Source organism: Pseudooceanicola marinus (assembly GCF_002786295.1).
In the GTDB taxonomy this organism is placed as follows: Bacteria; Pseudomonadota; Alphaproteobacteria; order Rhodobacterales; family Rhodobacteraceae; genus Pseudooceanicola; species Pseudooceanicola marinus.
On sequence record NZ_PGTC01000024.1, the window covers coordinates 179965 to 192493 of the forward strand.

The window sequence follows — 12529 nt, forward strand, 5'->3', positions numbered from 1 at the left end:
TCATTTTCTCGCGACCCCCGGGGGGGATTACAACCCCCCGGGGATACACGAAAACGTCTTAGCCCTTGGTGCGCCAGCTGTCCGCGTAGTTTTCGCGCGCTTCCTTGGCGTAGGGGGTGTCCGAGACGCGCACACGGATGTCCGCCTGGCGGTGCTTCTCGGTGGAGGTCTTCTGGGTGTCGTCCGGCTCGCCCCATTTCAGGGTCAGCACGTCACCGACCTGCACGTCCTGGGACACGACGCCCAGCGACAGGCAACGACGCTCGTTGAAGGAGTAGCCGTTGAACATCGACATGCCGACCATCTTGTCGCCCTGCATGACCATGTCGGTCGAGGAGGAGGCGTAGTTGGGCTGCGGGAAGTCGATCCACTTGCAGGGCACGCCTTCCTCGAAGTTGGAAGCGATGACCTTCATCACGTCCTCGGGGTTCCACTCGAAGGTGACCTTCTTGCGGTTCGAGGGGGAGTCCTTGAGCTTGGTCAGGGCCTCCTTGCCGATGAAGTCGTCCTTCTTCCAGCCGATGTAGAAGCCGTAGCCCAGTTCGAACGGGTTGGTGTAGTAGTCTTCGATGTTGTCGGTGACGTAGGAGCCACCCACCGAACCCACGGCTTCATAGGCGTCGGCGCCCAGCCAGTCGCGGTACTCGGCCATCATGCCGTCGCCGGTGTAGATGCCGGGCAGCGGCGAGGGGATCCAGCCGGATTCCACGGTGTTGGTGGAATAGGCGCGCGAGCCCACGCGGCGCAGGTCGACACCGACCTTCTTCGCGGCTTCCAGGATGGTCGACAGGATGTAGTCGCGATCCTTGTAGGGGCCCCAGATTTCCAGGCCCGGTGCACCGGCCATGCCGTGACGCAGCGCCTGCACCTTCTTCGACCCGATGTTGATCCAGTCGACGTTGAAGAACTTGATGTCCGGAACCGGGCCGCCGTTGATCTCGTCGAAGATCTTGTTGGCGTCGGGGCCCTGGATCTGGAAGCGGTAGTGGGTGCGCAGCACGCGCTCGCCGTCGGGGCGCGAATCGGAGCGGGGATCGTGGAACAGACGCACGTTCCACTTGCCGATGGCGGCCTGGAACTTGGTCCAGTTGGCGGTCGGCTGACGGCCCACCAGGACGAATTTGTCGTCACGCTCGCGGAAGATGATCATGTCGCCGATGACGTGGCCGGCGGGGGTGACGGGGACGAAGTGCTTCGCCTTGTTCAGGTCGAAGTTCTTGAAACCGTTGATGCCGACATAGGCCAGGAAGGCCTCGGCGTCGGGACCCTCGACGATCAGCTCGTCCATGTGGTGCGTCTGGTCGAACAGGACGGCGGTGTCGCGCCAGGCCTGCTGTTCGCTGCGCCAGTTGGAGTATTCGGGCGCGACCACCGGGTACACATAGATGCCGCTTTGCGAGTTGCGCAGCAGATCGACGGGGTTACCCGCGGCAGCGATGACCGAGGAAAGACTTTGGATTGCCATGTGGAGGCTCCTCCCATTCACATGTTGATGTATACATGAGATCGCGAGTCGCGCCGCAAAAAGCAAGAGGAAATTTCCGCGCCGACCGGGAGAATTTTGACCGGGAGGCGAGAAATTGCCTGTTTTTATTGACCTTGCAGGGGTTACTTTTCTGCGGGCGCGACAAGCTCCAGCCCCGGCACGGTGGTGACCATGCTGTGTTCGCTGGAGAAAATGTATTCAAGATTGCGCCGCGCGGCCAGGGCATGTTCCCGCGCCAGGGCCTCCGCCCGGGCCCCTTCGCGCGCCGCGATGGCGGCCACCAGTTCGCGGTGCTGTTCCTGCCCGACGGCCAGCGACCGACGGAAGGCCGACAGGCGCCCCTCGTTGGGCAAGAAGGCCGAGGGCGAAGCGAAGGGCAGGGATTTCACCCGCGCCAGCTCCCGCTCGATGGTGGCGGAGCCGGGCAGCGCCGCCAAGGCGTCGTGAAACTGGCCGTTCAGTTCGGAATAGGCCTCGAAATCCACATCGCCAGGCTCGTCTCCGAAAACCTCGTCCAGCTTGCGCACGACCTCGGTGATCTCGCGCAGCTTGGCCTCCGGCACGCCCCGCTCGGCCGCCAGCCGCGCCGCGGTGCCCTCCAGCACGCCCCGCAGCTCCAGCGTATCCAGCACGTCGGCATAGGCGAAGCTGCGCACCATGAAGCCCCCCGAGGGCGCGCGCTCCAGCAGGCCCTCCTCGGCCAGGCGCGACATCGCCTCCCGCACGGGGGTCCGGGAAACCTGAAGATCCTCGGCCAGGGCCACCTCAAACAGGCGGGTGCCACCCGGCAGCTCGCCCTTCGTGATCCGCTTGCGCAATTCCACCAGCGCGCGCATCGCGTGAGTTTTCGAGGTCGCTTCCCGTGCCATTCATGCCTCCTGATCCATCCGGAAAATTTGTATACATGACTGCGCCACATCGCAAACCAATTGACAGCCAACCCCGAACACACAAGGGCCTCCCCTGCGGTCATGTATACATTCTGGGGGATTTACCCTTGTTGAATCGTCGAAATGGGGCTATTCAGCGGTCTCATGTATGCGACGTGGAGGAGGAGGACCGCCATGGCGACATTGCTGCTGATCCCCGGACTGCTATCCGATGCACGCGTCTGGCGCGCCGTGGCCGAGGCCGCGTCGATGCCCGTGGCCGATGCTGATGTCTCGCAGGAGACCAGCATCCCCGCCATGGCTGCGCGCCTGCTGCGCGTCCACCCAGGCCCGCTGGTCCTCGCCGGTCACTCCATGGGCGGCCGCGTCGCGATGGAGATGGCCCACCAGGCCCCCGACCGCATCCGCGGCATGATCCTGGCCAACACTGGCCACGGCAGCCTGAAGGCGGGCGAAGAACCCAAGCGCATGGCGAAGGTCGCCCTGGCCCATGAGGACATGGACCGGCTGGCCGCCGAATGGATCCCGCCGATGCTGGATCCGGCCCGCGTCGATGACCAGGCGCTGGTGGCCGATCTGACCGAGATGGTGCTGAAAATGGGCGCAGAGGTGCACGAGCGCCAGATCCGCGCCCTGCTGGCGCGCCCCGACGCGAAGACCTACCTTTCCGACATTCCCTGCCCCGTGCTTCTGATCACGGGCGCCCAGGACGGATGGTCCCCGGCAAAGCAACATCACGAGATCGCTGCCCTTCTGCCGCGCGCAGAGGTACAGGTGATAGACGACGCGGGCCATTTCCTGCCCGTCGAACGGCCAGAGCAGACGGTGACCGCAATCACCGCCTGGCTGAAAACCCACGAGGAGGAGTTCTGATGTCCGACGCACAGATCCCCGAGACACCGCTGTTCGACCGCAAGGGGTCGATCGACGGCTATCGGATCAACAAGATGGCCATGGCGCTTGGCGACCCGGCCAACCGCGAAGCCTTCAAGGCGGACGAGGAAGCCTTCCTCGACCGGTACAAGCTGACCCCCGAGCAGAAGGACGCGGTCATGTCCCGCGACTGGAACCGGATGGTGGCCATGGGCGGCAACCTGTTCTTCATCCTGAAGATCGCTGCGGTCGACCCGACCCCGATCACCGCCATCGGCGCGGCCCAGGCGGGCCTCGACCACGCGGACTTCCTGAAACAGCGACTGGGGAAAGAATAATGGCCAAGATCATCGGCGGCGTGGGCACCAGCCACGTACCTTCCATCGGCGCGGCGCTCGACAAGGGCATTGCCGACAGCCCCGACTGGAAACCCTTCTTCGACGGCTACATTCCCGGCAAGGAATGGATGGCCGAGAAGAAGCCCGACATCGCGGTCGTCATCTTCAACGACCACGGCAACACCTTCTTCCTCGACCGCGTGCCGACCTTCGCCGTCGGCGTGGCCGACCATTACGACCCGGTGGACGAAGGCTATGGCCGTCGCTCCATCCCGTCCTTCGAGGGCGCCACGGATCTGTCGTGGCATTTCGTCGACAAGCTGGTCGAGAACCACTTCGACCCGCTGGTCTGCCGCGAGATCGAGGTGGACCACGGCCTGCAGGTCCCGATGGAGCTGTTCTTCGGCCGCCCCGAGAACTGGCCGGTGAAGGTGCTGCCGATCTGGGTCAACACCATCCAGTACCCGATCCCCACCCCGCAGCGCTGCTGGGAAATGGGCAAGGTCCTGCGCGAGGCGATCGAGAGCTTCCCCGGCGACGAGCGCGTGGTCATCATGGGCACCGGTGGCCTGAGCCACCAGCTGCAGGGCAGCCGCGCCGGCTTCATCAACCGCGAGGCCGACGAGGACTGGCTGAACAACATCGCCAACAACTACGAGAAGTTCCGCGACATGAGCCGCGAGGACTATGTCGAGCAGTTCGGCTCGGAAGGGGCGGAGCTGATCATGTGGTTGGTGATGCGCGCGGCCATGGACGACAAGGTCGACCTGAAGATGAAGCACTACCACGCCCCCGCCTCGATGACCGGCGCCGGCATGGTCGTGCTGGAGAACCTCTGATGGCCTTCTTCCTGATGCGCTGTCTGCACCACCCGGGCCAGGACGCGGCCCGGGATGAACACCGCCCCGCACACCGCACCTGGGTCGGCTCGGGCGGAAACGGCCTGGCCGCCGTGCTGATCGGCTCCGCCCTGCAGGATGAAACCGGGGCCGGCATCGGCAACTTCGGCATCATCGAGGCGGCATCGCTGGCCGACGCCCGCGCCTTCGCCGAGGGGGATCCGTTCAACGCCGCGGGCATCGTGGCCGAGATCGACCTGACGCCCCTGCCCGACACCTTCCAGGCCCATCGGATCACCGATCCGATGTCACCCCGCCTCGCCGATGGCTGACGGGACGATGCCGGTCCGGTCCGACCTTGCAGTGCGCACGAAGGTCTTTGTGCGCGACCTGCGCGTCGAGGCCCTGATCGGCGTGCTGGGTCACGAACAGGGGCAACGCCAGCCCCTGTTCCTCGACGTCGAGATGGACGTGCTGACCCCCGATGCCGACGACCTGGACCAGGCGCTGGATTATCGTCTGGTGGGCGACCTGGCCGAGGAGATCGCGGTCACCCAGATCGGCCTGGTCGAGGTCTTCGCCGAACGCCTGGCCCGTCGCCTGCTGGACTGCGCCCCGGTGCAATCGGCCCGCGTGCATCTGCGCAAACCCCAGGCGCTGAGCAACGGAATGGCAGGAACCGAGGTCACGCTGACCCGCGCGCCAGCCTGATCCACCGCTTTTGCCGCTTTCCAGTGGGTTAGCCACCGCACTCGCTCAGTATTCAGAGACTCAATTCCAATTCAGGCGCATCTTTCGCACCGCGCCTGAATGCCTATACCAGCCATGTCACAGGGTTTTCACCGTTTCCCTGTGTCCTGAAGCCTTGCATGGCCGCTCAAAATATTTGACACATACGCCCGAACCCGAATGCGGCCGCCGCGGCGGCCCACAGGCGCAATAGTGCAGGCGCATATGGAAAGGACAGGGCCATGAGCTATCCGGACACGCTTCTTCTGATCGACGGCGAATGGGTGCCGGCGGCTTCTGGCAAGACGCTCGGCGTAGTGAACCCCGCCACCGGCGAGGAAATCGGGCGCTGCGCCCACGCCAGCACCGAGGACCTGGACCGCGCGCTGGCCGCCGTCGACCGCACCTTCCCCGAGTGGAAGCGCACCGCGGCCTTCGAGCGCTCGAAGATCATGCGCCGCGCCGCCAACCTGCTGCGGGATCGCGTCGACACGGTGGCGCAGATCATGACCGCCGAACAGGGCAAACCCCTGGCCGAGGCCAAGGTGGAGATCCTGGGCGCCTGCGACACCATCGACTGGTTCGCCGAAGAGGCGCGGCGCGCCTATGGCCAGGTGATCCCGGCCCGCAAGCCCGGCGTCACGCAGTTGACCATCAAGGAGGCCGTCGGGCCCGTTGCCGCCTTCACGCCCTGGAACTTCCCGATCAACCAGGTGGTGCGCAAGGTCTCGGCCGCGCTGGCCACCGGCTGCACCATCATCGTCAAGGCGCCCGAGGAAACCCCGGCCTCCCCCGCCGAGCTGATCCGCGCCTTCGTCGACGCGGGCGTGCCCGCCGGTGTGCTGAACCTTGTCTACGGCGATCCGGCGGAAATCTCCGGCTACCTGATCCCCCATCCGGTCATCAAGAAGGTCTCCTTCACCGGCTCCACCCCGGTGGGCAAGATGCTGATGGGTCTGGCCGGCCAGCACATGAAACGCGCCACGATGGAGCTGGGCGGCCATGCGCCGGTGCTGATCTTCGACGATGCCGATGTCGAGGCGGCGATCCAGGGCATGCTGGGCGCGAAACAGCGTAACGCAGGCCAGGTCTGCGTCTCTCCCACCCGCTTCCTGGTGCAGGACGGGGTGGCCGATGCCTTCACCGACGGCTTCGCCGAGGCCTATGCCGCGCTGAAGGTCGGTGACGGCATGGCCGAGGGCACCCAGATGGGTCCTCTGGCCAACGACCGCCGCATTCCCGCGATCACCGCGATGATCGACGATGCCGTGGCCAAGGGCGCGAAGGTGAAAACCGGCGGCCACCGCATCGGCAACGCCGGCAATTTCTTCGAGCCGACGGTCATTACCGACGTGCCCACCGATACACTGATGATGAACGACGAACCCTTCGGCCCCCTGGCCATCGTCAACCGCTACAAGACCGAGGATGAGATCTTCGCCGAGGCGAACCGCCTGCCCTTCGGCCTGGCCTCCTACGCCTGGACCAGCTCGTCGCGCCGCGCGCAGCGCCTGCAGGACGAGGTCCGCGCCGGGATGCTGACGATCAACCACCTCGGCCTGTCGATGCCCGAGGTCCCCTTCGGCGGCATCGGTGACAGCGGCATGGGCACCGAGGGCGGTTCGGAAGCGATCGAAAGCTACCTGGAAACCCGCTTCGTCACCCGCCTGAGCTAAGACGAGCCGGGCCGGAACAGAAAACGGCGCGCAGATCCCCAAGACCTGCGCGCCGTCCCAATTCTGTTGGTGATGCCCTCAGTGCCTGAGCGGCAGATCCACGTTCAGCATCTTGCGCAGCAGGTATTTCAGCTGCTCCTCCTCATCCGCGCTGAGGTTCATCGTGACGCGCTTCTCCAGCCGCATGATGTCCTCGTCCGCGCTTTCCAGAAGCAGGAACCCCTTGCGGGTCAGCGTCACGCAGATCGACCGCGCGTCGGTCAGCGAGGCCTCCCGCCGTACCAGACCCTTGCGCTCCATCCGGCGCAGGGTGTCGCTGACGGTATTGACGTCCAGCGCCACGGACTCGCCGATCGTCTTCTGCGACGAATTCGGCCGCTGCCCGATCGCCACCAGCAGCGCCAGCTGGCGCGAGGTGAGATCGTATTCCGCGAAGACCCCCGGAAACAACGACTCGCACCGGAAATGCGCGCGCCGCAAGAGATGCACCATCACGTCCAGAAGCACATGCTTCCGCGCGACGCTGGACACCTCCACCTCAGTGTTCGGCCCGGTATTCACTTTCTCAAACATACTCATACATTTTGTCCCCAAAAATTTTCGCCGTCACCTGTTCCGACCGCGATGCACACAACAGAATTGTTCACATGACCAATTACACAATGACGTGAATCAATTTGCAATTGAGATATTAACTAAAACTAATACGACTTTTGTCGTACCGACACGGATAGTTCCCGAAGGAAAGCGTCCTGAGCCGCTGTCGGAAGCCAGTCCTGGCGGGTTGTCAGCCCGATGGGACGGCGCGTTCCGGGCAGGTCCAGCGGCAGGGGCACCATCAGCCCGAGGTCGATCTCGGCAGCCGCCTGAAGCCGCGAAATGAAGCCGACATGGTCGGAGGCGCGCAGCATCTCCCGCATCAGGATCATCGAGCCGGTCTCCACGATGCTTTCGGGCGGACGATGGCCCTGGAACAGCCCGTCGAAGATCCGGCGCGAGGGCGTGCCCTGCCGCGCCAGGACCCAGGGCTGCGCGGCCAGATCCTCCAGCGTCAGATCCGGGCGATCGCGCAGGGGGTGATCGGGGCCGACCACCGGGATCAGGTCATCCTCGAACAGCTCCTGCTGAACCACGTCCCCGATGGGCAGGGGATCACGCAGGGCGCCGATGAGAAAGTCGATTTCCCCCCGCCGCAACCCGGCCAGAAGATCGGCATAGGGACCTTCGTCGACCCGGATCAGGGTGTCGGGCCGGGCCGCGCGAAACGCGGCGATGGCCCTTGGCAACAAGGAGCTGCGCGCCAGCGGCATGGCCCCGACCACAATCCGGCCGGCCGCGCGACCGGCAAGTTCGGCCAGCTCCATTTCCCCCTGCTCCAGCTCGGCGAAGGCCAGACGTGCGGCGTCCGCCAGCTGTCGCGCCGGACGGCTTGCCCGGATGCCCTGGGCGGTGCGGTCGAACAGCGGCCGCCGCGCCTCGGATTCCAGGTAGGCCACGGCTCGGTGCACCGTGGGCTGCGACAGCCCCAGGCGCCGGGCGGCCAGGGTAAAGTTCTCGGTCTCGCGCAGGGCGATCAGCGCCTCCAGCTGGGCAAAGCTGGCGGCGCCGGCCAGCCGCGGCGAGATCGGCGCCGCCGCCCGGTCGATACGGCGCAGGGCGCGGGCGACGCGTGCCGCCAGCATCTCCCCCGCCGGAGTGGGAAAAAGGCCCTGCGACATATGCCGGAAAAGGGACTGCGCCAGGTCGCGTTCCAGCTTGGCAATCGCCTGGGTCGCGGCCGGCTGCGACAGGTTGCATTCCTGCGCCGCGCGCGAAACGGAACAATGCCGCGTGATCGCCAAAAACACCCTCAGGTGGCGCAGGTTCCATTTCATGCCAAGCCTCCGGCATCCCCTTTTGCAAAAATGTACATTCGAGATTGCATAATTAATGGGTCCACCATTTCACTTGTAGGCATTCATTCCAATCCGCGCTCCACACTAGAATGCTATAGCATGAACTTATCGGGCGCCACGCTCTTCAAATTTGGGTTTTCCGCGCTGATCGGTGAAGGTTCACGCGACCCGCATCCGGCGCCGTCCCGGCACAGCGGCCTGCACGAAGGAGACCCCCATGTCCGACAAACCCACCGCCCTCATCATCTCCGCCCATGCCGCCGACTTCGTCTGGCGCTGCGGCGGCGCGATCGCCCTGCATGCGGAAAAGGGCTATGACGTCACTGTCGCCTGCCTCAGCTTCGGGGAGCGCGGCGAGAGCGCGCGCCTGTGGAAAGAGGGCAAGAGCCTGGACGAGGTGAAGGCGATCCGCCGCGGCGAGGCCGAGGCCGCCGCCGACGCCCTGGGCGCCGCGCATCTGGAATGCTTCGACCTGGGCGACTACCCGCTGCAGCTGGAGAAGGACGACAAGTTCAAGCTGGTCGACCTGATCCGCAAGGTGCAGCCGCGCTTCATGATGAGCCATAGCCAATACGACCCCTACAACACTGACCACATGTACATGACCCAGATCGCCCTGGAGTGCCGCATGATCGCACAGGCCTGGGGCCACAACCCTGGCGAGACCGTGCTGGGCGCGCCGCAGCTCTACCTGTTCGAGCCGCACCAGACCGAACAGATGGGATGGAAGCCCGACACCTTCCTCGACATCACGCCGGTCTGGGACAAGAAACGCGCGGCGATGGAATGCATGAACGGCCAGGTGCACCTGTGGGACTACTACACCCGCGTCGCCCAGCAACGCGCCAACCACTTCAAGCGCAACTCGGGTGGCATGTCCGGCGGGCGCGACTGCAAGTACGCGGAAGGGTTCCAGTCGATCTTCCCGCGCACCGTCGACGAACTTTGACGCGGTCCGAGGGAGGAAACCATGTCCGACGTTCCAACGATGCCGCATCCCGACCTGGCCCACCTGGGCCACGTCGAGGTGCTGACCGACAAGTATGACGAAAGCCTCGACTTCTTCACCCGCATTTTCGGGCTGAAGCTCTCCGCCGAGGAGGGCAACAGCGCCTATCTGCGCGCCTGGGAGGATTACGAGTTCTGCTCGCTGAAGCTGACGAAATCCGACACCACGGGGATCGGCCACATCGGCTATCGCGTCGCCTCGCCGGAGGCGCTGGAGCGGCGCGTGGCGGTCATCGAGGCCAGCGATTACGTGACCCACGGCTGGGTCGACGGCGACCTGTCCCACGGTCGCGCCTATCGGTTCGAGGATCCCTTCGGCCATGTCTTCGAGCTCTACTGGGACACGGTGAAATACCAGGCCCCGCCCGAGGATGCCTCGGCGCTGAAGAACCTCGCCTCGCGCTACCACGCCCAGGGCATCAGCCCGCGCCGGATCGACCACGTCAACCTGCTGGGTGAGGACGTGCGGGCCTTCAAGGACTGGGTGGATACCTGCCTCGGCTCCCGCGTGACCGAGTATATCCAGCTGGACAACGGGCGCATGGGGGGCTGCTGGTTCTCGTGCAACAACAAGACCTATGACCTGGTCTGCTCCGAGGAACGCGGCGGCGGCCAGGGGCGTCTGCACCACGTCACCTTCGCCACCGATACCCGCGAGGACATCCTGCGCGCCGCCGACATCTACCTGGAGAACGGCGTGCATATCGAGACGGGGCCGCACAAGCATGCGATCCAGGGGTCCTTCTTCCTCTATGCCTGGGAACCTGCGGGCAACCGCATCGAGCTGGCCAATGCCGGCGCGCGGCTGATCCTCGATCCCGGCTGGGAGCCCGTCGTCTGGACCGAGGCCGACCGCAAGAAGGGCCAGGCCTGGGGCCTGAAGACCATCGAGACATTTCACACCCACGGCACCCCGCCCGTGGACAAGAAGGAGGGCTGAGGCATGGCAAATGTCGTCGTCCAGAACATCGAACGGGCCGATCAGGCCATCATTGACGAACTGGCCGCCGCCGGTGTCGCCACCGTGCACGAGGCCGCCGGGCGCACCGGCTGCCTGGCCGCCTACATGCGCCCGATCCAGCAGGGGGTGAAGATCGCCGGCTCCGCCGTCACGATCTCGGCCGCGCCGGGCGACAACTGGATGATCCACGTGGCGATCGAACAGCTGCAGGCGGGGGACGTGATGGTGCTGGCGCCCACCTCTCCCTGCGACAACGGTTATTTCGGCGACCTGCTGGCGACCTCGGCCCAGGCGCGGGGCTGCCGCGGGCTGATCATCGACGCGGGCGTGCGCGATACCGCCGACCTGCGCGAGATGAATTTCCCCGTCTGGTCCAAGGCCGTGTCCTGCCAGGGCACGGTGAAGGAAACGCTCGGCTCGGTGAACGTCGACATCGTCTGCGCCGGTCAGGCGATCCGCGCGGGTGACATCATGGTGGCCGATGACGACGGTGTCTGCGTGGTGCGCCGCGAAGACGCCGAAACCGTGCTGGCCGCGACCCGCAAGCGTCTGGACGCCGAAGAAGCCAAGCGCGTGCGTTTGGCCGCCGGAGAGCTGGGCCTCGACATCTACGACATGCGGCCGCGGCTGGAAGCCAAGGGGTTGAAGTACATCTGACGGGCAGCTGCCATCCTGCCCACGCGATAGGACAAGCTGAGAGGCTGGGAGGCTTTCCGCCCCCAGCCACCCCCGAGGATATTTCTGGCCAACAAATGGGAGGGGCGTCATGCCCGAGTATCAGGACGGAATTCCCTGCCTCTGGATGCGGGGCGGGACCTCCAAGGGGGCCTATTTCCTGGCCTCGGATCTGCCCGAAAGCGTGGAGGAACGCGATGCGCTTCTGCTTGGCATCATGGGCTCGCCCGATCCGCGGCAGATCGACGGGATCGGCGGGGCGGATCCGCTGACCTCGAAGGTCGCGGTTCTGGGTCCGCCCACGCGCGAGGACGCGGACGTGGATTACCTCTTCCTGCAGGTTTTCGTCGACGAGGCCATCGTCACCGACGCCCAGGGCTGCGGCAATATCCTGGCCGGTGTCGGTCCCGCCGCGATTGAACGCGGGCTGGTGCCCGTGGCGGGCGACGTGACCCCGGTGCGCATCCACATGCGCAACACCGGCGAAGTGGCCGTGGCCAAAGTTCAGACACCGAACGGGCGGGTGACCTACGCGGGCGACGCCGCCATCGACGGCGTGCCCGGCACCCATGCGCCGGTGCCGCTGATGTTCACCGGCACCGCCGGGTCGATGACCGGCGGCGGCGTCATGCTGCCCACTGGAAACGGCGCCGACGAGATCGAGGGCGTGGCCTGCACGCTGATCGACAATGGCATGCCCTGTGTCGTCATGGCCGCCAGCGAACTGGGCATCACCGGCACCGAAACGCGCGAGGAACTGGAGGCGAACGGCGCCCTGAAAGAGCGGCTGGAGGCGATCCGCCTCAAGGCCGGGCCGATGATGAATCTCGGCGACGTGGCAGAGAAATCGGTGCCGAAGATGACACTGGTCTCGCCCCCCCAGGCGGGCGGGGCGCTCGCCACCCGCAGCTTCATCCCGCATCGCTGCCATGCCTCGATCGGGGTCTTCGCCGCCGTCACCGTGGCCTCCGCCTGCCTGATCGAGGGCAGCCCCGCCGCCGCTCTGGCGCAACTGCCCGAGGATGGCCGGTTCCGGATCGAGCATCCCTCGGGTGCGGCCGAGGTGCTGATCGAGACCGACGCGAGCGGGCAGATCAACGGCGCCGGCACCCTGCGCACGGCGCGCAAGCTGTTCGACGGGCGGGTCTTTCCCTGAGCC

14 protein-coding genes are annotated in these 12529 nt (G+C 65.6%); 10 read left to right on the plus strand and 4 right to left on the minus strand.

The window, feature by feature from the left end; genetic code table 11:
- Positions 1–58: 58 nt before the first annotated feature.
- Both ligM and CVM50_RS18620 read right to left on the minus strand, forming a co-directional pair.
- Positions 59–1465 (minus strand): vanillate/3-O-methylgallate O-demethylase, encoded by a 1407-nt coding sequence (ligM, locus tag CVM50_RS18615; RefSeq protein ID WP_085888865.1) that lies wholly within the window; start codon positions 1463–1465, stop codon positions 59–61.
- Positions 1466–1608: 143 nt separating this feature from the next.
- A complete protein-coding gene (locus CVM50_RS18620; RefSeq protein WP_085888866.1) occupies positions 1609–2355 on the minus strand; it encodes a GntR family transcriptional regulator in 747 nt (248 codons plus the stop codon).
- Positions 2356–2550: 195 nt separating this feature from the next.
- On the opposite strand from CVM50_RS18620, the gene CVM50_RS18625 reads away from it, so the two are divergent.
- From CVM50_RS18625 to CVM50_RS18650, 6 genes are all read left to right on the plus strand, one after another.
- Positions 2551–3249 carry an alpha/beta fold hydrolase gene (locus tag CVM50_RS18625; protein ID WP_159457063.1) on the plus strand — a complete coding sequence of 233 codons (699 nt, stop codon included), beginning with the start codon at positions 2551–2553 and terminating at the stop codon, positions 3247–3249.
- A complete protein-coding gene (locus CVM50_RS18630) occupies positions 3249–3587 on the plus strand; it encodes an extradiol ring-cleavage dioxygenase (RefSeq protein WP_085888867.1) in 339 nt (112 codons plus the stop codon). Before CVM50_RS18625 ends, CVM50_RS18630 begins: the two co-directional genes overlap by 1 nt.
- Positions 3587–4426 carry a class III extradiol dioxygenase family protein gene (locus CVM50_RS18635; RefSeq protein ID WP_085888868.1) on the plus strand — a complete coding sequence of 280 codons (840 nt, stop codon included), beginning with the start codon at positions 3587–3589 and terminating at the stop codon, positions 4424–4426. The genes CVM50_RS18630 and CVM50_RS18635 overlap by 1 nt, the downstream gene beginning before the upstream one ends.
- Positions 4426–4758 carry a YciI family protein gene (locus tag CVM50_RS18640; RefSeq protein WP_085888869.1) on the plus strand — a complete coding sequence of 111 codons (333 nt, stop codon included), beginning with the start codon at positions 4426–4428 and terminating at the stop codon, positions 4756–4758. Before CVM50_RS18635 ends, CVM50_RS18640 begins: the two co-directional genes overlap by 1 nt.
- Before the next feature lie 49 nt (positions 4759–4807).
- The gene (locus CVM50_RS18645; RefSeq protein WP_159457064.1) at positions 4808–5137 is read left to right on the plus strand and encodes a dihydroneopterin aldolase; all 330 of its coding nucleotides are present in this window, start codon (positions 4808–4810) and stop codon (positions 5135–5137) included.
- Positions 5138–5397: 260 nt separating this feature from the next.
- A complete protein-coding gene (locus tag CVM50_RS18650; protein WP_085888871.1) occupies positions 5398–6831 on the plus strand; it encodes an NAD-dependent succinate-semialdehyde dehydrogenase in 1434 nt (477 codons plus the stop codon).
- A gap of 78 nt (positions 6832–6909) precedes the next feature.
- Here CVM50_RS18650 and CVM50_RS18655 read toward each other — a convergent pair whose 3' ends face one another.
- Positions 6910–7404, minus strand: a complete 495-nt coding sequence (locus CVM50_RS18655) for a MarR family winged helix-turn-helix transcriptional regulator (RefSeq protein ID WP_157792232.1) — start codon at positions 7402–7404, stop codon at positions 6910–6912.
- 128 nt (positions 7405–7532) lie between these two features.
- On the minus strand, positions 7533–8705 hold the full coding sequence (locus CVM50_RS18660) for a LysR family transcriptional regulator (RefSeq protein WP_085888873.1): 1173 nt from the start codon (positions 8703–8705) through the stop codon (positions 7533–7535).
- 238 nt (positions 8706–8943) lie between these two features.
- Here CVM50_RS18660 and CVM50_RS18665 point away from each other — a divergent pair, with 238 nt between their 5' ends.
- The 4 genes from CVM50_RS18665 (at position 8944) to CVM50_RS18680 (ending at position 12526) form a co-directional block, all read left to right on the plus strand.
- On the plus strand, positions 8944–9675 hold the full coding sequence (locus CVM50_RS18665; RefSeq protein ID WP_085888874.1) for a PIG-L deacetylase family protein: 732 nt from the start codon (positions 8944–8946) through the stop codon (positions 9673–9675).
- Between the two features lie 21 nt (positions 9676–9696).
- The gene (locus CVM50_RS18670; RefSeq protein ID WP_085888875.1) at positions 9697–10674 is read left to right on the plus strand and encodes a VOC family protein; all 978 of its coding nucleotides are present in this window, start codon (positions 9697–9699) and stop codon (positions 10672–10674) included.
- A 3-nt stretch (positions 10675–10677) separates the two neighbouring features.
- Positions 10678–11352, plus strand: coding sequence for a 4-carboxy-4-hydroxy-2-oxoadipate aldolase/oxaloacetate decarboxylase (locus CVM50_RS18675; protein WP_085888876.1), 675 nt, complete (start codon positions 10678–10680; stop codon positions 11350–11352).
- A 109-nt stretch (positions 11353–11461) separates the two neighbouring features.
- Complete coding sequence (locus tag CVM50_RS18680) at positions 11462–12526, plus strand: 4-oxalomesaconate tautomerase (RefSeq protein ID WP_085888877.1); 1065 nt, start codon at positions 11462–11464, stop codon at positions 12524–12526.
- Positions 12527–12529 lie beyond the last annotated feature (3 nt).

Coding starts and splice junctions, on each gene's coding strand:
- CVM50_RS18635 (WP_085888868.1), top strand. CDS start 3,587: ATGGCCAAGATCATCGGCGGCGTGGGCACCAGCCACGTACCTTCCATC.
- CVM50_RS18675 (WP_085888876.1), top strand. CDS start 10,678: ATGGCAAATGTCGTCGTCCAGAACATCGAACGGGCCGATCAGGCCATC.
- CVM50_RS18665 (WP_085888874.1), top strand. CDS start 8,944: ATGTCCGACAAACCCACCGCCCTCATCATCTCCGCCCATGCCGCCGAC.
- CVM50_RS18670 (WP_085888875.1), top strand. CDS start 9,697: ATGTCCGACGTTCCAACGATGCCGCATCCCGACCTGGCCCACCTGGGC.
- CVM50_RS18625 (WP_159457063.1), top strand. CDS start 2,551: ATGGCGACATTGCTGCTGATCCCCGGACTGCTATCCGATGCACGCGTC.
- CVM50_RS18655 (WP_157792232.1), bottom strand. CDS start 7,404: ATGTTTGAGAAAGTGAATACCGGGCCGAACACTGAGGTGGAGGTGTCC.
- CVM50_RS18680 (WP_085888877.1), top strand. CDS start 11,462: ATGCCCGAGTATCAGGACGGAATTCCCTGCCTCTGGATGCGGGGCGGG.
- CVM50_RS18630 (WP_085888867.1), top strand. CDS start 3,249: ATGTCCGACGCACAGATCCCCGAGACACCGCTGTTCGACCGCAAGGGG.
- CVM50_RS18660 (WP_085888873.1), bottom strand. CDS start 8,705: ATGAAATGGAACCTGCGCCACCTGAGGGTGTTTTTGGCGATCACGCGG.
- ligM (WP_085888865.1), bottom strand. CDS start 1,465: ATGGCAATCCAAAGTCTTTCCTCGGTCATCGCTGCCGCGGGTAACCCC.
- CVM50_RS18640 (WP_085888869.1), top strand. CDS start 4,426: ATGGCCTTCTTCCTGATGCGCTGTCTGCACCACCCGGGCCAGGACGCG.
- CVM50_RS18620 (WP_085888866.1), bottom strand. CDS start 2,355: ATGGCACGGGAAGCGACCTCGAAAACTCACGCGATGCGCGCGCTGGTG.
- CVM50_RS18650 (WP_085888871.1), top strand. CDS start 5,398: ATGAGCTATCCGGACACGCTTCTTCTGATCGACGGCGAATGGGTGCCG.